The organism is Cupriavidus sp. SZY C1 (assembly GCF_032190535.1).
GTDB lineage: Bacteria > Pseudomonadota > Gammaproteobacteria > Burkholderiales > Burkholderiaceae > Cupriavidus > Cupriavidus pauculus_C.
Window position 1 is genome coordinate 39,715 of the sequence record NZ_JAUANU010000019.1, and the last position, 21,419, is coordinate 61,133.

Sequence of the window (21,419 nt, forward strand, 5' to 3'; positions counted from 1 at the left end):
GCGCCCTACTGCTCGACGATCTCGAAGCCCATGCCGCGCACGCCGTCCAGCAGCATCGCGTACGCCGGCAGAACCAGGTCCGCCGGCCCCTTCACGCCCAGGTCGATATGGCGCCGCGCAAAGCGGTCGCCGCGACTGACGTCGCCCACCGACGGCAGGCTGAACACGCGGATGCCCGGGAACGTGGCTTCCACCTGCTCCATCAGCGGCGTCAGCGTCGACTCCGGCGCCTCGAACACGTAGAACGCCCGCGACTGCTCGGCGTCCAGGTGGAACAGGTCGGTGTAGTAGTGGTCGAGCACCCATTCCATCATCGGCCACGCCATCACCGGGAAGCCCGGCATGAAATGGTGGTCGGCCACCGAGAAGCCCGGAATGCGGTTGTAGCTGTTCGGGATGATCCGCGATCCCACCGGGAATTCGCCCATCTTGAAGCGGTGCTGGTTCTCGGGCGTGTTCAGGTCGGCCTTGACCGGATCGCCGTTGGCCGATTCCGCGATGCGCAGCGCAATCTGCTCGCGCGCCTCGGGGTGCAGCGCCAGTTCCACGCCCAGCGCGGCGGCCGCGCACTGGCGCGTATGGTCGTCCGGCGTGGCGCCGATGCCGCCCGTGCAGAACACCACGTCCGGGCCGGCAAACGTGCGCCGCAGCGTGGCGGTAATGCGCCCGCGCTCGTCGCCCACGTACTCGGCCCAGTCCAGCGCCAGCCCGCGCGCGCCCAGCAGTTCGATGGTGCGGCGCATGTGCTTGTCCTCGCGGCGTCCCGACAGGATCTCGTCGCCGATGACAATCAATCCGAAACCCATGATGCCCCTTCCGCTTGTCTTGATGTTCAGGGTTGTCCGATGCGGCGCACGTCCGACGGCGCCAGGTCGATCACGTCGCCCGCGGGCGGCGGTGGCGGCGCCGCGGCCGCCCGTTCGGCGCGCAGGTCCGCCAGCGCCCGCAGGCAGAAATGGCCGAACCAGAGCGCCGAGAAGATGAAGATCAGCACGTAGAGCCACAGCGTGCCGGCCAGCACCACCGGAAACAGGAAGATGATGACCGCCGACCAGACCCACAGCAAGGTCGGCGCCGATCCCAGCAGCCCCACGGCCACGCCGATCATCAGCAGCGGCATGCGGTGGCGCTTCATCAGCGTCTTGCGCTCCTCGGCCGTGGCGTGCTCTGACAGCGCGTCGTACGTCATCACGCGATAGGTCAGCCAGCCCCACAGCACCGGCGGGATCAGCGCGAAGAATGGCGGAATCAGCCACAGCGGCATGGTCACCACGATCAGCAGCAGGAACACCACCGTATTGCCCAGCGCCTGGAACACGCTGCCGGCGATGCTGCCGCCATGCGCCTTGTGCAGGTCCGGATAGCTGCGCTCCAGGTGCCGGACCACCGCCGGCACCGAGAACAAACTGATGAAGACCAGCATCGACGCGATCACCAGCGGAATCGCCAGCGTCAGCACGAACAGCGGCGCCACCACGGTGCGCAGCGACTGCAGGCCCAGCCAGTCGAGCATCGAATAGATCCAGCTCGTGAAGACCGAGCCTTCCAGCAGCGTGCGGGCGCCGCCCATGATGGGGTCCCAGCCCCACCAGATCAGGCCGCCCCAGAGCACGGTGGCCAGGACAAAGGGGATGACCGTCAGCATCAGCATGCGCGGATGGAACTGGCCGGCCACGGCACGCCCAAACGAGCGGAGGATATCGTTCATGCAGCTTGCGCGAAGGAGTTCAGGAAAGCCACGAGAGCCTAGCACAGCCTCGCGGCGCCCCGCTCAGCCCAGCCGCAGCAGGCGCTTGATGCCCAGCCACTGCTGGGCCAGGAAGCCGGCGCCGTAGTCGCGGCCGCGGCCCGTGGGCGGCGGCAGCTGGTCGCGGATGCCGGTGGGGTAATAGGCGTCGGTGAACACAGCCGTGCGGAACAGCATGTCCCACCACGGAAAGATCACGCCGTAGTTGCAGCCGCCCAGCCGCACGGGCCGGCCGTCGGCCGCCGCCTGCTCGTGGCCCAGGCCCACGGCATGGTGCGTACGATGAAAGCGCGGCGACACCAGCAGCCGCTCGCCCAGCCAGCCAAAGTGCAGCTTCAGGTTGGCGTGCTGCAGGCTTTGCAGCAGTTGGGACAGCGCCACCAGCAGCACGTACTGCGACGGCTCCACGCCCACGCCCAGCGCCACCGTGGCGAACACGGCATCGCGCAGGATATCGTCCAGCAGGTGGTTGCGGTTGTCGCTCCACAGCGTCATCTGGCGCTGGCTGTGGTGCAGCGCGTGCAGGCTCCACCACCAGCGGTAGGTGTGGGACAGCCGGTGGTACCAGTAGTCGAGCAGGTCGAACAGCAGCAGGTAGACGAAGAAGCTGACCAGCGGCACCGACGTCACGCCCGGCCACCAGTCCTCGACGTTGATCCGCTGCCAGCCCAGCAGCCGCAGGTGGCCCTCGATGCCGTCCATCAGCGGCGCCAGCACGAAGAACATCGCCAGCCGGAACAGCCCCAGCCGGTGGATCACCGTATAGAGCATGTCGGTGCGGATGGCCCTGCGGTCGGTCACCGGCTCCACGGGGCGCAGCTTTTCCAGCGGCCCGAGGATCAGCACCATCACCGCTATCTGGACCAGGCCCACCAGCAGCCATTCCGTGCCCGTGAAGGCGTCCTCGGCGTAGCCGCCGAAGCCGAGGTTGTAGACCACGGGCAGGATGGCGTCCTGGAACACCGTGGCCTCGATCTGGCCGACCCAGAGGTTGAGCCAGTTGGTGAAGGCGTCCCACATCACCGCGCCGCCCCCTGCTGCGCGATCCACGCCTTGTACTGCGGATGGTCGCGCAGCGTGGCAAAGCAGAAGCCCTTCTGCGCCAGCCCGGTAATCAGCGGCTCCAGCACGGCCGGCGCCCAGGCGTCCTTGCGCGACCAGATGCCAAGGTGCGCCATCGTGATATCGCCATCGCGCAGGTCGCGCAGCGCGCGGTCCAGCAGCGCCTGGTTAGGAAATTTCTCGGACGACAGCTCGTCGCCCAGGAAGCCCGCCGGCGCCCAGCCCACGTGCCGGAAGCCGCATTGCTCGGCCCATGCCAGCGTCTGCGGCGCGGTGCGGCCGCCCGGCGCGCGCCACAGCGGCACCATCGGCTGGCCGGTCATCGACTGGAACGCCGTGGCGCTGCGGCGCAGCTCGGCGCAGAACGACGCCTGGTCCATGACCGTGTCCCGGCCGGCGTGCGCGCCGAACTGCGGGCGCATGGTCACCTTGCCGTCGCGGACGCCGCGCAGGTAGACGTGGTCGAAGGTATGGGTGCCAAACGCGTGGCCATCGGCCGCCAGCGCCTTCCAGTACGGCGCCCAGGCCGGGTCCAGCGAGCTGTCCTTGTTGACGGTGGGCTCGTTGGCCAGGAAGAACGTGGCGCGAATGTGATGCCGGCGCAGCGTCCGGGCGATCAGCTCCGCCTGGCTCATGCTGCCGGTGTCGAAGGTCAGGTACAGCGTGCCCGCGCGGCAGGCGCCCGCGGGCTGCCCGGCGCCGGCCGCCCCGGCCATCCCGGTGGACAGGGCCAGCGCCAGCGCCGCAACGCGCGAAATCAGCCTGCGCATGGTGTCCTCAGTAGAGCGGAGCCCGGGTCTTGAAATAGATGCCGTGCGGCGACTTGCCCACGCGGATCGTCTTCACCAGCTTGCGGCTCGCCACGTCGATCAGCCCCACCGAGCGCGCCCAGCGGAACGTCACCCAGAGCGTCTTGCCGTCGGCAGTCAGTTCCATGTCGTCGGGGCCGGGCAGCAGGCCCGTGATGTCGCCGACCTTCGACAGCGTCTGCTGGTCGATGATGCTGATCGACCCGGACACGCGGTTGGTCAGGAACAGATGGCGCCTGTCGCCCACGGCCCGGAAGTTGTGGGCGCCCTTGCCGGTCTGGATCTGCTTGACCACGGTGCGCGTGCGCCAGTCGATCACGGCCACGTAGTCCGCGCCGGTCATGCCCACGAGCAGGTATTTCTGGTCCGGCGTGACCCAGATGCCGGCCGGCGCCGAGCCCGCTTCCATGACCCACATCACGTTCATCGTGACGAGGTCGATGGCGGCGATCTGGTTGGAATCCTGCAGCGTGATGAAGGCGATCTTGCTGTCGGCCGTGAACGCGATGTGGCTGGGCGTCTTGGGCAGCGAGAACTGCTTGGCCATCTTGAGCTGATGACCGTCCCAGCGGTACACGTCCACGCGGTCCAGCCGGTTGCCGGTGGCCACGAACCACTTGTTGTCTGGCGAAAATCCGATCTGGTACGGGTCGTCGACGTTCGGCACGCGCTGCTGCACCTTGCCGGTCACCGGGTCCAGGAACACGAGGTCGTTGCCAACCGCGTTGGCCACGATCAGCGACTTCTCGTCCGGCGTGGCAATCAGGTGGTGCGGCTCCTTGCCCACCGGGAAGGTTTCAAGCACCTTCTGCGTATCCTTGTCGATCAGCGTGACGCTTGCGTCACCCGAATTGAGGATCGTGACCACTTCCGCGTGAGCCGGCGCGGACACCAAGGCCAGCGCCAACACGCCAACCGCAACTGTTACGACACGACGCAACGCGAGCATAAGACCGAAAAATCCGTGGGAAACAAGGCGAATCGCGCATTCTAACGTTTCGGCCATGCGTTTCGATGACGATATGGAGGGAATCTTAAGGGTTACTTACATTTGGATACATGTGGGCGGTGGGTTACCCGTCCACTTGCCGCTGTCTTCTCCCCTCTCCCGCCTGCGGGAGAGGGGTTGGGGGAGAGGGCCGGCGGTTCTCAGCGCGACAAGTCGCAATTTGGACCTCAACGCCCTCACCCCCGGCCCCTCTCCCGCGAACGCGGGAGAGGGGAGCAAAAAGTCGGCATGGCGAAACACCGTCGCCCCCCTACCGCTGCATCGACTCCCACACCTTCTGCAGCCGCTTCACCGACATCGGCTGCGGCGTTCTGAGTTCCTGGGCGAACAGCGCGATGCGTAGTTCTTCCAGCATCCATCGGAATTCGTCCATGCGTTCGTCCACGGCGCCGCGGCCCTGGGTGCGGAGCTGTTTCTCGGCGCGTTGCCATTGCTGCACCAGCGGCGCCATTTCCTGGATGCGCTGGGCGTCGCGGGCCGGGTCGCCCTTGAGCTTGTCCACGCGCATCGCCATGCCCTTCAGGTAGCGCGGAAAGTGCACGAGCTGGGTGTACGGCGTGTCGATCACGAAAGACTTGGTCATCAGCCGGCTTAGCTGGCCTTCCAGGTCCTGGTAGGCCGAGCCGAACGGCTTGGCCTGCAGCAGCTTGCGCGGCAGCGACGCGAACTCGGCCAGGATCGACCCGACCAGCCGGGCGATTTCCTGCGCCAGCAGCGACAGCCGCGCCCGCCCCTCTTCCTTGCGCGCGTTGAACTCGGCCTCGTTGCGCGGCAGCGGCGGCTGCAGGCACGCGCGCTCCAGCGCCATCAGCACGATCTGGTTGCGCAATTCCTCCTGCGTGCCCAGCGTCATGTACTGCATCGCCATCTGCTGCAGGTTCGGGATGTTCTTCTCGATGAACTTCACCTGTTCGCGCAACTGCAGCGCGAACAGCCGCCGCAGCCCGGCGTGGTGCACGCGCGCCGCCTCCTGCGGGTCGTCAAAGACTTCCACGTCGCAGTGGTCGCCGCGGTCCACCAGCGCCGGGTAGCCGAACAGCGTCTGGCTGCCCTTGCGGATTTCCAGCAGTTCCGGCAGTTCGCCGAACGACCACGACGTCAGGTTCTCGTACTGCCCGGCCTCGGCGGCCGGCACGTCGCGCGCGGCGATGGTCTGGAACGACTGTTGCGCCTGCCCGCCCAGTTCGGCGCGCAACTGGGCCAGGTTGCGGCCCATGTCCAGCTGGCGACCGTGCTCGTCGATCACCTTGAAGTTCATGGCGTGGTGCACCGGCAGCGTTTCCAGCTTGAAGTCGGCGCGGCGGATCATCGTGCCGGTCTGCTCGCGGACGTCGGCGATCAGCACGTCGATCAGGTCGCCCTCGCCAAACGGCTGCCGGTCGACAAACCCGGCCGCGTAGTCCGGCAGCGGCACGCAGTGGCGGCGCAGCTTCTGTGGCAGGGACTTCAGCAGCAGGTGCACCTTTTCCTTGATCATGCCCGGCACCAGCCACTCGGTGCGCTCGGGCCGCACCTGGTTTAGCGCGTACAGCGGCACGGTCAGCGTCACGCCGTCGCGGTGGCTGCCCGGCTCGAAGTGGTACGTCAGCCCCATGTCGATGCCGGCAATCGGCAGCACCTTGGGGAACAGGTCGGTCGTGATGCCGGCCGCCTCGTGCCGCATCAGTTCGTCGCGGTTCAGGTACAGCAGCTTGCGGTCCCGGGCGGATTCGGCCTGGTACCACTGCTCGAACGCCACCTGGTTGTGGATGTCGGCCGGGATGGCGCGGTCGTAGAACGCGTAGATCAGCGCGTCGTCCACCAGCACGTCCTGCCGGCGCGACTTGTGCTCCAGGTTCTCGATCTCGCGCACCAGCCGCTGGTTGTGGGCAAAGAACGGCAGCCGCGTGTCGAATTCGCCCTCCACCAGCGCGCTGCGCAGGAATATCTCGCGCGCCTCCTGCGGGTTCATCGGCCCGAAGTCCACGCGCCGGTTCTGGTAGACCGGCAGGCCGTACAGCGTGCCGCGCTCCAGCGCCAGCACCTGTCCGGCCTTCTTCTCCCAGTGCGGCTCGCTCCAACTCACCTTGAGCAGGTGCCGGCCCACCTGCTCCACCCACTCGGGCTCCACGCGCGCCAGCGTGCGGGCGTAGAGGCGGCTGGTTTCCACCAGTTCGGCGGCGATGATCCAGCGGCCCACCTTGCGGGCGATCAGCGAGCCCGGCCACAGGTGGAACTTGATGCCGCGCGCGCCCAGGTACTCGCGGCCCTTGCCGTCGGCCTCGTCCAGCTTGAGCCCGACGTTGCCCAGCAGCCCGGTCAGCAGCGCCTTGTGCACCTGCTCGAACGTCGGCTCGGTCTCGTTGAGCCGCCAGCCCTGCTCGCTGACCGTGGTCAGCAGTTGCGAATGGACGTCGCGCCATTCGCGCAGCCGCACGTGGGACAGGAAGTGCGCGCGGCACTGGTCCTGCAACTGGCGGTTGGTCTTCTTGTGCGCCACCGCCTCCTCGAACCACTTCCAGAGCCTGACCCAGCCCAGGAACTCGGACTTTTCGTCCATGAACTTGCGATGGGCCTGGTCGGCCGCCTCCTGCGCCTCCTGCGGACGCTCGCGCGGGTCCTGCACCGACAGCGCGCTGGCGATGACCAGCACCTCGCGCAGGCATTGCTGGTCGCGCGCGGCCAGGATCATGCGGGCCACGCGCGGGTCCAGCGGCAGCTTGGCGAGCTGGCGGCCGATGGCGGTCAGCCGGTTGTCGTCGTCGAGCGCGCCCAGTTCCTGCAGCAACTGGTAGCCATCGGCCACGGCCCGGCCCAGCGGCGGCTCGATGAACGGGAATGCCTCGATGTCGGTCAGCCGCAGCGCCTTCATGCGCAGGATCACCGCCGCCAGCGACGAGCGCAGGATCTCGGGGTCGGTAAAGCGCGGGCGGCCCAGGAAATCGCTTTCCTCGTACAGGCGGATGCAGACGCCGTCGGCCACCCGGCCGCAGCGGCCGGCACGCTGGTTGGCGGCCGCCTGCGAGATCGACTCCACCTGAAGCTGTTCCACCTTGTTGCGGTACGAGTAGCGCTTGACGCGCGCCAGCCCGGTATCGACGACATAGCGGATGCCGGGCACCGTCAGCGACGTCTCGGCCACGTTGGTGGCCAGCACGATGCGGCGCGCGTTCGACGGCCGGAACACGCGCTCCTGCTCCTGCACGGACAGCCGCGCGAACAGCGGCAGGATCTCGGTGTGGGGCGGATGATGCTTGCGCAGCGCCTCGGCCGCTTCGCGGATCTCGCGCTCGCCGGGCAGGAACACGAGCACGTCGCCCGGCCCCAGCCGGCACAGTTCGTCCACGGCGTCGACGATGCCGTCGTACAGGTCGCGCTCGCGGGCGCGCTCGGTGCGCGGCGCGGCGCCCTGGCCGGCGGGCGGCTGGTCTTCCTGGATCGGCCGGTAACGGATTTCCACCGGATACAGCCGGCCGCTGACCTCGATCACCGGCGCGGGCTTGCCGTCGCGCGCGAAATGCTCGGCAAAGCGCTTGGCATCGATCGTCGCGGACGTGATGATGACCTTCAGGTCGGGCCGCCGGGGCAGGATCTGCCGCAGGTAGCCAATCAGGAAGTCGATGTTCAGGCTGCGCTCGTGCGCCTCGTCGATGATCAGCGTGTCGTACGCGCGCAGCAGCGGGTCGTTCTGCGTCTCGGCCAGCAGGATGCCGTCGGTCATCAGCTTGACCGACGCCCCGGCCGACATCGTGTCGTTGAACCGCACCTGGTAGCCCACGTGCTCGCCCATCGGGGTGCCCAGTTCCTGCGCGATGCGCTTGGCCGTCGACGTGGCGGCGATGCGGCGCGGCTGGGTGTGGCCGATCAGGCCGCCGCCGGGCTTGTCGGCGCGCGCCGGGCCACGGCCGATCGACAGCGCGATCTTGGGTAGCTGCGTGGTCTTGCCAGAGCCGGTCTCGCCCGAGACGATCACCACCTGGTTGGCCAGCAGCGCCTGCGCGATCTCGTCGCGCCGCGCCGACACCGGCAGTGCTTCGGGAAACGTGATCTCGGGCAGCGGATTGGCCAGCCGCACCGGCTGCGGCGCGCGCGGCGGCCGGGGTGGCCGGCCCGGCCGGTCGGACCCGGCGGCGCCGGCACCGCTACCCTCGCCTTCCGGGCGGGCCTGGCGCGTGGTGCCCTCGGGCCGGGGCGGACGGGGGGTGCGCGGCGGCCGGGGCGGACGGGGTGGCTGGCCCGCCGCGGGCGGCTGCTGCGGCCGCGCGCCGGCGCCCGCCTCGCGGGGGGCGGGATGCTGACTGGGCTTCGGAGAGGCAGCCTCGGCGGGCTGGGCCGGAACGGACTTGGCGGGGCGTTGTGCTGACATTGGCCGGGATTATAATCCGCCGCATGAACGCCAGAACCGACTCCCCGCCGCAGGACCCCGATCCTGCCGCCACGCCCCCTTCCGTCGATCCGACGGCCGATCAGAACGCCGTCCCGATGCCCTCCGCCGCCCCCGCCACGCCGATCCCGTCGTCCGTTGCCGGCACCGAATCCGTCGAAAACGGCGGTCCGGACCAGCAGCAGTTCGTCGACTGGCTGCGCGCGGTGGCGCCGTACATCCACACGTTCCGCGGCAAGACCTTTGTGATCGCCTTCAGCGGCGAACTGGTCAAGGCCGGCGTGCTCAACGCGCTGGTCAACGACGTGGCGCTGCTGCACGCCATGGGCATGCACGTGGTGCTGGTGTTCGGCTCGCGCCCGCAGGTGGAAGAACAGCTCGCGCTGCGCAACGTGCAGTCGCAGTTTGCCGATGACGTGCGCATTACCGACAACGCCGCGCTGGAATGCGCCAAGGAGGCCGCCGGCGAGCTGCGGCTGGACATCGAGGCCGCGTTCAGCCAGGGCCTGCCCAATACGCCGATGGCCGGCGCGCAGCTGTCGGTGATCTCGGGCAACTTCATCACGGCGCGCCCGGTGGGCATCGTCAATGGCGTGGACTATCAGCACACGGGCCTGGTGCGCAAGGTGGACGGCGATTCCATGCGCATGTCGCTGTCGCACGGCAAGGTGGTGCTGCTTTCGCCACTCGGCTTCTCGCCGACCGGGCAGGCGTTCAACCTGTCGATGGAAGACGTGGCCAGCGCCGCCGCCAGCGCGCTCAAGGCCGACAAGCTGATCTTCATCACCGAGGTGCCCGGCGTGCCGGACGCCGTGGGCAAGCTGATGAAGGAAATGTCGCTGCGCACGGCCGTGGAGCGGCTGCAGAACAACCACCTGCCGCCCGACGTGGCCTATTACCTGGAACACCTGGTCAAGGCGCTCAAGGGCGGCGTGCCGCGCGCCCACCTGATCCCGTTCGACATGGACGGATCGGTGCTGCTGGAACTGTTCCTGCACGACGGCGTGGGCACCATGGTGTCCGATACCGACCTGGAAAGCCTGCGCGAGGCCACGCTGGACGACGTGGGCGGCATCCTGCAGCTGATCGCCCCGCTGGAGGCCGACGGCACGCTGGTGCCGCGCGGACGCCACCTGATCGAGCGCGACATCGACAAGTTCTCGGTGATCGAGCACGACAACGTGCTGTTCGGCTGCGCCGCGCTTTACGAATTCCCGCGCGAGAACATGGGCGAGATGGCCTGCCTGACCGTGTCCGCCGAGGCCCAGGGCACCGGCGACGGCGAGCGGCTGCTCAAGCGCATCGAGCGCCGCGCCCGCGCTCTGGGGCTGGAGCGGCTGTTCGTGCTCACCACGCGCACGGAGCACTGGTTCCTGAAGCGCGGCTTTGTCCATGCCACCGTCGACGACCTGCCCGAGGACAAGCGCAAGCTCTACAACTGGCAGCGCAAGTCGATGGTGCTGATGAAGAAGCTGTAAGCCCGCCGATAACACCATGCACCGCAGGGGCATGGGCGGCGGCGGCTGCCCCGCCCCGCGAGCTTGGCTACAATAGCGCCCACACGAAAGAAGGAGTCCCTCATGGCCCGCATGGTCCATTGCGTCAAGCTGAACAAGGAAGCCGAAGGTCTCGACTTCCCCCCGCTGCCGGGCGACCTCGGCAAGAAGATCTGGCAGAGCGTGTCGAAGGAGGCCTGGGCCGGCTGGCTCAAGCACCAGACGATGCTGATCAACGAGAACCGCCTGAACATGGCCGACGTCCGCGCGCGCCAGTACCTGCTCAAGCAGACCGAGAAGTATTTCTTCGGCGAAGGCGCCGACCAGGCCGCCGGCTACGTGCCGCCGCCCAGCGCCTGATCCCCGCGCCAGCTTCCTGATGCACCGGCCTCTCCCGCGTTCGGGGGAGGCCATCGGCACCCCCTCCCGCCCCTGCCGGCCACCCGGCCAATCCATTCCCACCGCCTGACTCGCCCCCTAACCTGCGCTGACGCCGGCGCGGTGCGCGCCGCGTTCACATCATGCGGAGGGAGGAATCATGGCAATTATTTTCGATATCGGCATCGAGAGCGGCGCGTCGCAGTGGTACGGCGTGATCGCGATCACCAACATCCGTCACACCAGTGGTGCCCCGGTCAGCATCGACCGTTTCCTGGGACTGAAATTCCACGCGCCGGTGGCCGTGCAGCCCACCGACTTCAACGTCCAGTTGCAGAGCTGGATGGCCACCGAGGCCGAGACCGCGAACAGCCGGATCGACGCCCAGACGTGGGACGTGGAGGCCAAGGTCAACTTTGCGTCGGCGCACACGTTTGCGCCGCAGGACACGATCAAGATCGGCATCAACGGCGACATGACCGGCCAGGCCGGGCAGGCGTACCTGGCGTCGTTCGCGCTGGCCGCCGACGCGCTGCCCGACACCAGCGGCACGGTGCGCGTGCAGGCCGCCACGGCCCCGGACACCGCGCTCTATTCGGCCGCGCAGACGCTGACGTTCACGCAGGGCTCGCAGGTCCACGTGGAAACGGTCTCGCCGGGCACCGTCACGCCGCTGGCGCTGCCGGCCGGCACCTACACCGTGACCGCCGACCCGCTGCACAACGACATCTCCACCGTCATCGCCCAGGCCACCGTCCATCCCCAGACCGTGACGGTCTCGCCGGGCGGCACCACGGCCGTGGTGGTGACCTATGCCGACGCCCAGTACTACTCGCGCCTGAACATCGCCATCGACGAGATTCCGGTGCTGGCCGACGAGCAGGCAAACGTGTCGATCGTGGCGCGCCACACGGGCGAGACCATCCTGGCCTTCCCGATGCCGGTGCCGGGCATCATGCCGCTGGGCGGCCTGCCGCAGGCGGGGCCCGTCGACATCGGCATCGCGCCAATCGCGCTGAACAACGTCCGCTACACGTTCCCGACCAAGGTCCGCAACCTCGGCGATTCGATCGAGAACGTGCTGTTCTCCGCGTCCGAGATGCAGTCGGCGGCCGTGGACACCACCGGCTACGTCACGCTGCCGATCCTGGTCACGTCGGACGTCACCGTGGGCACCCCGCTCGACGTGCGGCTCGTGGCCGACGGCATGACCTACCACCAGTCGTTTCCGATCAGGGCCGGCAGCCACGACCACCAGTTCGCCGTGCCGGTGGGCCCGGGCCGCTATGACGTGCAGATTCCGGACTTCATCATGGACGGCGTGGTCTACAACGTGCGGGCCGAGGACTTCGTGCACGTGGCCGCCAACGGCACCACGCGGCTGGCCGTGTCGGTGTCGCGCGGCGCCAACCTCAAGGTGCGCGGCTTCCCGGACTTCCTGAGCTTCGGCGGCTGCGCCGACCTGACGCCGGGCAACGCGGCCGACTTCGTGGCGGCGCGGGCGTCGTCGGTCTTCAAGTACGCCGGCTTCGACGGCGCGGGCGACGCCAACGTCTACCTGGAATCGGACAACCAGACCACGGCGACGATCCTGCTGGCGCGCGACGTCGAGCAGCAGATCGGCGGCAACCACCGCGTGCTGCCGGTGATCGTGTCGTACACGTGCAACCTGTCGCTGGGCGACACGCCCACGCAGCTCGCCAACAAGCAGGGGCTGGCGCACAGCTTTGCCAACCTGATCCTGTCGCTGAACCTGTCCAACCAGCACATCGACGCCGACCACCCGGTGCCGGCCGGCTACGTGGTCAACCCCGACTTCCTGGGCGCCTGCCAGCAGGGCGGCTTCGGGCCCGAGTACGCAATGCCGGTGCGCGAGCCGCTGCGCATGGCGCTGGACCACTGGAACGTGCAGGCCGCGATCCCGGCGTCGATCACCGAGAACGTGCGCGGCTACGTGGCGGCCGTGAACTGGCTGATCCGCACGGTGGCGCCGGCCGTCAGCTTTGGCTGGCAGGTCAACCTGTGGGGCGTGGGTGCATCGGAATGGATCTACGCCTCGGGCGACGAGCCGGTGCAGAACGCGCGCGCCACGGCCGCGTTCATCGACGCGATGGGCGTGCACGACGGCCCGTACGCGCCGGACTTCCTGGCCGTGGACCGCTACGAGGCCGACGATTTCACGATCCGCAGCTACGCCAACGGCTACTGTTACTGGACGCACGAGTGGAGCCGATTCTTCGACTTCTGCGCCGAACTGAGCCGCGCGCTCCGCTTCCCGATCATGCCGTGGCAGATTCCGGCCAGCCACGCGCCGTCGGTCTCGGACCCGGTCAACGACAACTTCGACACGCAGAACTGGGGCACGGGCGGCACCTACATCCTTGGCGACCCGGTCATCGGCTCGGACTACCACAACGTCAACCCGAAGATCGTCGCGCTGCGCTTCCCCGAGGCGTTCCACTGGGCCATGGGCCGCACCGCCGAGGACATGTTCCGGCGCTCGGAACCGTTCGACGTGAGCCTGCCCGCGTACGGCGACTTCCCGTACCGCGGCATCTTCACGCTGCTGCTGGGCGGCGGCGCCACCACGGGCATCATCTCGTCGGTAGGCGACGACACCTCGTTCGTGCGCGACAAGCTGCGCGACTACATGCGCAGCCCGATCCCGTTCGCGCCTGACGCCGCAACCGTCGGCCAGTGCAAGGTACTGCGCCGGCCGCGCCGCCGCCGCTAAGACCGGTCGGGAACATCCGAAGGATGCGACGGGGCGCCCTGCGAGGGGCGCCCCGTTGGCTTGCGTACCGGAGCCAGTTTGCACTGGATCAGAGGCCCGGCGCGCAGGGCCGCGCATCGATGACGATTCCCGCTACCATGCCCGCTGCGATGGGCAGCCGCGCGGCTGCCCGCCCACCGGAGCTGGCATGACCTCATCGAATCCAGAAATGCTTGCAGGCGCGGCGCTCTCGGCGGTGCCGTCCACATTGCGTATTCCGCTGGCCGCCCGTGCGTGGGGCGACCGCCTGTTTCCGAAGGTGGCAGTCGACGACCGTCACGCGGCCCGCATGATGGCGGCGCTGGGCGACGACGGCGCGCGCTGGCTTCACGACCGGCACTCGGTCTATGGCGTGCTGGCGCGCACGCGGCAATTCCGCGCGCTGGCACAGGACTACCTGGCCAGGCACCCCGACGGCCACGTCGTCAACCTGGGCGCCGGCCTGAGCCACTACTTCCAATGGCTCGACAACGGCCGGGTGCGCATGACCGACGCCGATCTCCCCGAAGTCCTGCCCCTGCGCCGCGCGCTGCTTCCCGCTGCCGGCACGCGCCATGCCACGCTGCCGCTGGACCTGGGCGACGCGCGCTGGTGGGACACGCTGTCGCTGCCGGCCACCCGTGACGCGCCACCGGTATTCCTGTTCAGCGAGGGGGTCTTCATGTATCTGCATCCCGATACGGTGCGGCAGATCCTGGCAACCTTCGGCGAGCGGGCGCCGGCAGGGTCGGTGCTGGCCTTCGACGTGATGTGCTGGCTGGCCGCGGGCCGGGCGCGCCACCATCCGTCCGTGGGCCAGACCGGCGCGCAGTTCCAGTGGGGGCCGCGCCGCCCTGCCGAACTGGTGGCGCCGCACGCGCGGCTGCGCCCGCATGGCATCTATCGCGTGATGGACGGCTACGGCTTGCCGTATTCGGTGCTCGGTCCGCTGTCGCAGGCCCTGCTCCGCGTGCCGTTCTACGCGCTCTACGCGCTGCGCACGGCCGACTGACCGCCGCGCCAACGGCTTGCCCGCGACAGCCGGGACAAGCTAGCGCGACCGGTAGTCGCCCGGCGACATCCCGTAGCGACGCCTGAAGTGCCGCGAAAGGTGGCTCGCATGCGAGAAGCCGCTGCGCCACGCCACCTCCGCCACCGACAGCCCGTTCTCGCGCAGCAGCCGCGCGGCCTCCGCCAGGCGGCGTTCCAGCACGTAGTCGTAGACGGTGCAGCCGAACAGCGCCCGGAAGCCATTGCGCAAGGCGGCTTCGCCGAGCCCCACCGCGCGCGCCACGCCACCGACCGTCAGCGGTTCCAGGCAATTGGCGTGGATATGATGGCGCGCGGCACACAGCTGCCGCCGCTGCCGGCCCGTGAGCGAGCGGTCGCTGCTTCCCCGGCGTTCGTCTCCTTCGCAAACCTGTCCGGGCACGCAGTCCGCGCCGCACGCTTCGCTTTCCACGCCCGGCTGGAGCAGCGCGGGGGCGTCAGCATCGGCGCCGCCTTCGGCCCATTCGGCCAGTGTCGCCAGCGCGCCCAAGGCTCTGCTTTTTGTCCGCAGGCGATCCAGCGGATGCCGCGGCGCGCCGTTGGCCAGCAGGTCGTGCGCGAGGTTGCGCAGCGCGGGCGGCATCGGCATGCGCAGCACCCACGCCTGGCGCCAGGGATGGCTATGCACGAGCCCGCCCGGTGGCGCCGCCGGACCGGTGCGGTCGAACAGGCTGAGCCAGTCCGTGCGGTATTGCAGCAGCACCACGCGGCGGGGGCTGTGGCCGGTGAACAGATCCACGCCGCGCCCGCCCTCCCATGCGCAGCTGAGGTAGCAGCAGCCGTCCCGGTACGGGCAGGTCTGCGCATGACCTTCCATCTGGAAATGTCCCGCCCCTTCCACCATCAACGCCAGCGCCACATGGCTGCCGAACGCCGATTCGCGGCGCTCGTGCCCCGCCAGCGTGCCGTCCACCACGGCCACCCGCAGGTCAGCGCCCAAGGCGGACCACGCGACCTCGCTGGGGCCGTCGCCGGCGCGGGAGGCCGGTGGGAACGGGAGGGGATTGGCGCGCATGATGGATGAGAGTGCTTCTCATTAACCAATTCGTGCTGCATCTTGCCAGATGGTGCTCTGTCCGCACAAGACCCAGCCGTATGGTGAAGGCTCGTCATAGCAAGCCAGAAAGCAATGAAAGCACAAAAACCAGAAACATCGCCTGTCAGAAGGCTGGGGCGTATTGGGTCCGCCCTGTTGATGCATCACGTGGCTGCCGGCGCCGTCTTTGCGGCCGGCACACCGCACACCGCGTTGCCGCCCGTGGTCGTGAGCGCGGCCAAGCAGCCGACGTCGCTCGACGCGCTGAACGGGGGCGCCGCGATCGTGAGCGCCACCGAACTTGATTCGCATCAAGTCCGCGATACGGCCGACCTCGACCGGGTCCTGCCCGGCCTCTATACGTCGCAGGGCGGCAGCCTGCTCTACCCCATCGTCACGCTGCGCGGCGTGACGTCGGCGCAGGACCTCTACAACCCTGCGGTCACCGTGTACGTGGATGGCGTCCCGCAGATGCCGGTGTTCACGTACCAGGCGCTCACCGACATCGAACAGGCCGAGCTGCTCAAGGGCCCGCAGGGAACCGTCTACGGCCGTAGCGCGCAGGGGGGCGTGCTGGGCATCACCAGCCATCGGCCGGGGCCGGTGGCCACCGCCTACGCGAGCGGCGGCATTTCCAGCTACGGCGGATACAACGGCAAGGTATCGGCCAGCGGCGCCATCGCCAGCGGCCTGTACGGCAGCCTGACCGCGCTGACGCAGAACCAGCCCGGCCAGCTACGCAGCCCGTCCACCGGCAGCGACAACCTTGGCGGCAGCCGCAGCGACGCCGGCGCCGCACGCCTGCGCCTGGCGCCCGAAGGTTCGCCGTGGGAAGTCAATCTCGCCCTGTCGGGCGAATGCACGAGCGGCTGGCAGGACGTCTACGTGCCATTCGACGCCACGGGTGCACGCACCATCGTGGCCGCGCCGGGCACGCCTGATCCCAAGCTGCGGCGCTGCGGCAACAGCGAGTCGATCGGCGCCACGTACCGGGGTGCTGGCTGGGCGTTGTCGGCCATCGCGGCCTGGCAGAACGTTCATTTCTCGCGGATGTTCGCCTACGGGCCGATGATCGTGAACCAGCCCGAACGCTGGCGCCAGGACGTGCAGGAGATCCGCCTGACCACCCAGGGCAGCAAGCGTGCCTGGGACGGCGTTGCGGGCCTGTACCGCCACAACATGCGCCAGTCGCGCACGAGCGCGATCGACGTGATGCCGGCGGCCACGGTCTCCGACAACCGCCAGGAGGCACTGGCCGCCTATGCCAACGGCACCTGGCACGTCACGCCCACGATCGATCTTGGCGCCGGCCTGCGCCTGTCGCACGACAGCGCGCGCACCCAGGTCGGGCAGTCGCCGTCCGCCACCGCCGCGCGCGGCAACCGGACCAGCCAGACCAGCGCGCTCGGCGAATTGTCGGCCGGGTACCAGCTGGCCCCTGCCTGGCGCGTCTACGCCCGCATCGCGCAGGGCTACAAGCCCGGCGGCTTCAACCTGGCACCAGCCGGCACCGCCGACACGCAGCCCTTCGAGGCCGAGCGGTCGGTCAGCTACGAGCTGGGCACGCGCTACCACGCGGGACGACTGGCCGCCAGTGGCGCGCTGTTCGACACCGTCACGCGCGACATGCAGCTCTATGCCGGCCCGGTCGGCATGCAGACCATCCGCAACGCCGGGCGCAGCAACGCCTACGGCGCGGAGTTCGATGTCCGCGCGCAGGTCAGCCCGCAATGGAAAGTCGGCCTGGCCGGCTACCTGAACCGCGCCACGTTCACCGCCTACGGCAACCCGCAGGCGGGCACCGACCTGAGCGGCAACCTCGTCCCCTACGTGCCGCGCTACGGCCTGACCCTGGACGTCGCCGGCGACATCGCCACGCGCATTGGCCGCGTGCTGCCCGGCATCGCCGTGCGGCTGAACGGACCGCAATACTTCGACGCCGCCAACACGCTGCGCCAGCCCACCTACGCGCTGGTGGACCTGCGCCTGGCATGGCGGCCCCACAAGCGCCTGGAGCTGGGCGCCTATGCGCTGAACCTCTTCGACCGCGTGTACCGTACGCAGGCATTCCAGGCGGGGCCGTCGATGGGGGGCGCGCTGGCGTCCGTGGGCCCGGGCCGCATCGTCGGGCTGGACATGCGCTGGGACATGCTGTGAGCGCCGCGTCCCCGCCGGTCGGCTTTGCCGATATCGCGCGCATGGCGCCATGGCCGCTCGCGGGCGCCATGGCGGCCGCGGCAGTCTCGGCCACGCTATGCCTGGTGCCGCTCTGGTGCCTGTCCGTCATCGCGGCGCACCTGCTGGACGGGCCCTACGGCGACGCCGCGCTGCGGCCGCTGCTGGCATCGGCCCTGGCTGCCGTGATGCTGCGCTGGGCGCTGATGGCGTTCAGCCACGCGGCGGCGCACACCGGCGCGCTGCGGGCGTCGCACACGTTACGGCTGCGGCTGACACGCCATCTCGCGCAGGTGCCGCTGACGGTGGTGGACCGCCGCCCCCCAGGCCGGCTGCGCCGGGTGATTGCCGACGACGTCGCCGCGCTGGAAAGCTTCGTGGCCCACCTGCTGCCCGATGCGACGGCGGCCGTCGTGCTGCCCGTCACCGCCTTCGTCTGGCTATGCCTGGCGGACTGGCCACTGGCGCTGGCCGCGCTGGCGCCGCTGCCGTTCGCCCTGCTGGCGCAGGCCGCGTTGCTGCGCGGATCGGACGAGCGGCTGCGGCAATGGTCGGGCATGCAGCAGCGCATCGCGGCGCAGACGGCGCAGTTCATCCGCGGCATCCATGTCGTACGCAGCTTCGGCCTGTCCGCCCGGACGTTCGGCACGCTGCGCGCCACGGTGGAAACGGCCGCCGCGTGGGTGGGCGCCATCGCGCGGCGCAGCGGCTGGGCGTGGGCGGCGTTCGGCGCGACGCTGTCCGCGGGACTGCCGGCCGTGGCCGTGGCCGGCGCATGGCGCTACCGGCAGGGGTCGCTCGATGCCGCCACGTACGTGCTGTGCCTGCTCGTGGCACCGGCGGTGCTGCTGCCGCTGCTGCGGCTGACCCATATCGTCGGCGAACAGCGGCAGCGCCGCGACGCACTGGCGCGCATCAACGCCGTGCTGGCCGAGCCGGTGCTGCCGGAACCGCCACCGGAGACAGCCGGCGGCGCCCTGCCCACCGCGCCGCTGGACATCGCGTTCCGGCACGTCAGCCATGCGTTCGGCACGCGACAGGCGGTACGGGATATCGATGTCGTACTGCCGGCCGGGAAACTCACGGCGATCGTGGGTGCCAGCGGCGCGGGCAAGACGACGCTGGTCCGGCTTGCCGCGCGCGAGTTCGATCCCGATGCCGGCCGGGTGCTGCTGGGCGGGCACGACGTCCGCGACTGGCCGCTGGACGCGCTGCTGCAACGGTTTGCCATCGTCGGCCAGGAAGTGCAGCTGCTGCACGGCACCGTCCTGGACAACCTGCTGCTGGCACGCCCGGGGGCCACGATCAGCGAGGTGCAGGCCGCCACGCGCGCCGCACAGGCGCACGACTTCATCATGGCGCTGCCGCAGCGCTACCAGACGCCGGTGGGCGAACGCGGCGCGCGCCTGTCCGGCGGCGAACGCCAGCGGCTCTCGCTGGCGCGGGCATTGCTCAAGGACGCCCCGGTCCTGATCCTCGACGAAGCCACCTCCCACGCCGATCCCTGCAGCGAGGCGCTGATCGGTCGCGCGCTGGCGCACGCGTGCCGCGGCCGCACCGTCCTGGCCGTGGCGCACCGTCTGCACACGATCGTCCACGCCGACCTGATCCTCGTGCTCGATGCCGGACGGCTGGTCGACCGCGGCCGCCATGCCGAACTGCTGGGCCGCTGCGCGCACTACCGCACGCTCTGGAACCACTACACGGCCGCGCACGCCCCGGCCCCCGCGCCATGATCGGCCCGCTGCTGCGCGCCGGCCAATGGCTGGCCCCCGTGCGCGACCCCCGTCTGGCCAGCGGCCTGCGCCTGGCCGCGCTCGAAGGCATGCTGGCCGCCGCACCTTGCCTGCTTGCCGGCCTGTTGCTGCAATCGGCCGTTGCCGGCCGCGCAGACGGCCCGATGATGCTGGCAACGGGCGCCGCAATGGCCATGCTGCTCGTCCTGCGCATGGCCGTGGGCGCCCTGGCCACACAGCGGCTGTTTGCCGGTACCTACGCCACGATGGCCGCCGCCCGGCTGCTGCTGGCCGACCATCTGCTCCGGCTGCCGCTGGGGTGGTTCCGCACCGCGCGCGATGGCGACCTTGCGGCGCGGCTGACCGGCGACCTCGAACTGATCGAGCACTTGTGGGCCCATTGCCTTGGCCTGTTCGCAAGCACGCTGGCAACGCTGCTGTGCCTGCTGGCCGGTCTGGCCTGGGTGGACGGCACACTGGCCCTTGCCGTCGCCGCCACGCTGCCGCTTGCTGGCCTGGCGCTTGCGCAGGGCCAGCGCGCCGCCGTGCGGGCCGGCAGCCGCGCGCTGCACAGCGCCAGCGCAATGCAGGCCGAACTGCACGGCTACCTGTCGACATTGCGCGTGCATCGCTACCACGGCCGGCTGGGCAGCGGCTGGCGGCGCCTGGAGGGCACCATGGCGGTCCATCTGCGCCACATGCTCGCACTGGAACGACGCCCCGCGGCCTGGGTGGCCGCGCTTGGCGCCGCCGCCGAGGGCAGCTTCGTGCTGGTGGCCGTACTGGCCGCCTGGCGCGTGACCCAGGGGGCGCTGCCAGCGGCCACATGGGTGTTGTTCGTGGTCATCGCCCTGCCGTTGTACCGGCTGCTCCAGGATCTGGGCGTGGCCGCCGTGATGCTGCGCTTCGGCCAGAGGGCGCTCGCGCGCGTCGAGACGCTGCGCGATACGCCCCCCCTGCCCGAACCGGCAGCGCCAACCCTGCCCACGCGTTTCGATATCGCGCTGGACGGCGTCGCATTTGCCCACGACGACGCTTGCGCGCAGCAACGCGGTCATGCGCGCGCTGACAAGGGCAAGCCCGTAGCCGGACTGCACGGCCTGTCGTGCGCGATTCCCGCCCATGGGCTGACGGCCATCGTCGGGGCCAGCGGCGCCGGCAAGAGCACGCTGCTGCATCTGCTTTGCCGCCTCTGGGACGTGGACGCAGGCGCCATCCGCATCGGTGGCGTCGACCTGCGCGCCATGGGCAGCGACGCGCTGCACCGGCACATGGCGCTTGTCTCGCAGGACGTCGTGCTGCTGCCCGGCACGGTGCTGGACAACCTGCGGCTCGGCAACCCCCATGCCACGCGCGATGCCGTGAAGCGGGCGGCCCGGCTGGCGCAGGCACACGACTTCATCGAACGCCTGCCGGACGGCTACGACACCGACCTCGACGCCACGGGCATCGACCTGTCCGGCGGCGAACGCCAGCGCCTGTCTCTGGCCCGCGCGCTGGTGCGCGACGTACCCATCCTGCTGCTGGACGAGGCCACCGCCAGCGTGGACGCCGCCACGGATGCCGCCATCGCCAGCGGCCTGGCCACCCAACGCCACCGGGCCGTGGTGATGGTAACGCACCGGCTGCAGCACCTGCGCCATGCCGACCGCATCCTGGTGCTCGACGCCGGCCGACTCGTGGAAGCCGGCACACACGACGCCCTGCTCGCTGCCGACGGCCGCTACGCGCGCTTCTGGCAAGGCCAAACCGTACCGGCCGCGCCACTCGCCGCCAGCACGCCTTAACCGTTCCCCTCCCATCGCC

Annotated in this window: 14 protein-coding genes; 7 read left to right on the plus strand and 7 right to left on the minus strand. The window is 69.7% G+C overall.

Annotated features, from left to right (window positions below; genetic code table 11):
- Positions 1–5: 5 nt before the first annotated feature.
- The 6 genes from QTN24_RS23200 to hrpA all read right to left on the minus strand — a co-directional run bounded on the left by QTN24_RS23200 (position 6) and on the right by hrpA (position 8,972).
- The gene (locus tag QTN24_RS23200) at positions 6–806 is read right to left on the minus strand and encodes a competence/damage-inducible protein A (protein WP_124684014.1); all 801 of its coding nucleotides are present in this window, start codon (positions 804–806) and stop codon (positions 6–8) included.
- A 26-nt stretch (positions 807–832) separates the two neighbouring features.
- Complete coding sequence (locus QTN24_RS23205) at positions 833–1,708, minus strand: EI24 domain-containing protein (protein ID WP_124684013.1); 876 nt, start codon at positions 1,706–1,708, stop codon at positions 833–835.
- 63 nt (positions 1,709–1,771) lie between these two features.
- A complete protein-coding gene (locus QTN24_RS23210) occupies positions 1,772–2,767 on the minus strand; it encodes a sterol desaturase family protein (RefSeq protein ID WP_313840035.1) in 996 nt (331 codons plus the stop codon).
- The gene (locus QTN24_RS23215; RefSeq protein ID WP_124684012.1) at positions 2,767–3,579 is read right to left on the minus strand and encodes a polysaccharide deacetylase family protein; all 813 of its coding nucleotides are present in this window, start codon (positions 3,577–3,579) and stop codon (positions 2,767–2,769) included. The genes QTN24_RS23210 and QTN24_RS23215 overlap by 1 nt, the downstream gene beginning before the upstream one ends.
- A 7-nt stretch (positions 3,580–3,586) precedes the next feature.
- Positions 3,587–4,567 carry a beta-propeller fold lactonase family protein gene (locus QTN24_RS23220; protein ID WP_313840013.1) on the minus strand — a complete coding sequence of 327 codons (981 nt, stop codon included), beginning with the start codon at positions 4,565–4,567 and terminating at the stop codon, positions 3,587–3,589.
- 310 nt (positions 4,568–4,877) lie between these two features.
- Complete coding sequence (gene hrpA / locus QTN24_RS23225) at positions 4,878–8,972, minus strand: ATP-dependent RNA helicase HrpA (RefSeq protein WP_313840014.1); 4,095 nt, start codon at positions 8,970–8,972, stop codon at positions 4,878–4,880.
- Between the two features lie 23 nt (positions 8,973–8,995).
- Between hrpA and argA the strand changes: the two genes are divergently transcribed.
- From argA to QTN24_RS23245, 4 genes are all read left to right on the plus strand, one after another.
- Positions 8,996–10,468: an amino-acid N-acetyltransferase gene (argA, locus tag QTN24_RS23230; RefSeq protein WP_313840015.1), complete on the plus strand. Its 1,473-nt coding sequence runs from the start codon at positions 8,996–8,998 to the stop codon at positions 10,466–10,468.
- Positions 10,469–10,570: 102 nt separating this feature from the next.
- Positions 10,571–10,846, plus strand: coding sequence for an oxidative damage protection protein (locus QTN24_RS23235; protein WP_066733742.1), 276 nt, complete (start codon positions 10,571–10,573; stop codon positions 10,844–10,846).
- Between the two features lie 178 nt (positions 10,847–11,024).
- On the plus strand, positions 11,025–13,598 hold the full coding sequence (locus QTN24_RS23240; RefSeq protein ID WP_313840016.1) for a hypothetical protein: 2,574 nt from the start codon (positions 11,025–11,027) through the stop codon (positions 13,596–13,598).
- Between the two features lie 187 nt (positions 13,599–13,785).
- Positions 13,786–14,628, plus strand: a complete 843-nt coding sequence (locus QTN24_RS23245) for a class I SAM-dependent methyltransferase (RefSeq protein WP_313840017.1) — start codon at positions 13,786–13,788, stop codon at positions 14,626–14,628.
- A gap of 39 nt (positions 14,629–14,667) precedes the next feature.
- Here the strand turns inward: QTN24_RS23245 and QTN24_RS23250 are convergent, their stop codons facing one another.
- Positions 14,668–15,681, minus strand: coding sequence for a helix-turn-helix transcriptional regulator (locus QTN24_RS23250; RefSeq protein ID WP_313840018.1), 1,014 nt, complete (start codon positions 15,679–15,681; stop codon positions 14,668–14,670).
- A gap of 180 nt (positions 15,682–15,861) precedes the next feature.
- On the opposite strand from QTN24_RS23250, the gene QTN24_RS23255 reads away from it, so the two are divergent.
- Genes QTN24_RS23255 through QTN24_RS23265 form a run of 3 tightly spaced genes read left to right on the plus strand, consistent with a single transcriptional unit; the run spans position 15,862 to position 21,400 of the window.
- Positions 15,862–17,859 (plus strand): TonB-dependent receptor, encoded by a 1,998-nt coding sequence (locus tag QTN24_RS23255; protein ID WP_124684005.1) that lies wholly within the window; start codon positions 15,862–15,864, stop codon positions 17,857–17,859.
- Positions 17,856–19,613 carry an ABC transporter ATP-binding protein gene (locus QTN24_RS23260; RefSeq protein ID WP_313840019.1) on the plus strand — a complete coding sequence of 586 codons (1,758 nt, stop codon included), beginning with the start codon at positions 17,856–17,858 and terminating at the stop codon, positions 19,611–19,613. The genes QTN24_RS23255 and QTN24_RS23260 overlap by 4 nt, the downstream gene beginning before the upstream one ends.
- Positions 19,610–21,400 (plus strand): ABC transporter ATP-binding protein, encoded by a 1,791-nt coding sequence (locus QTN24_RS23265; protein ID WP_313840020.1) that lies wholly within the window; start codon positions 19,610–19,612, stop codon positions 21,398–21,400. Before QTN24_RS23260 ends, QTN24_RS23265 begins: the two co-directional genes overlap by 4 nt.
- Positions 21,401–21,419 lie beyond the last annotated feature (19 nt).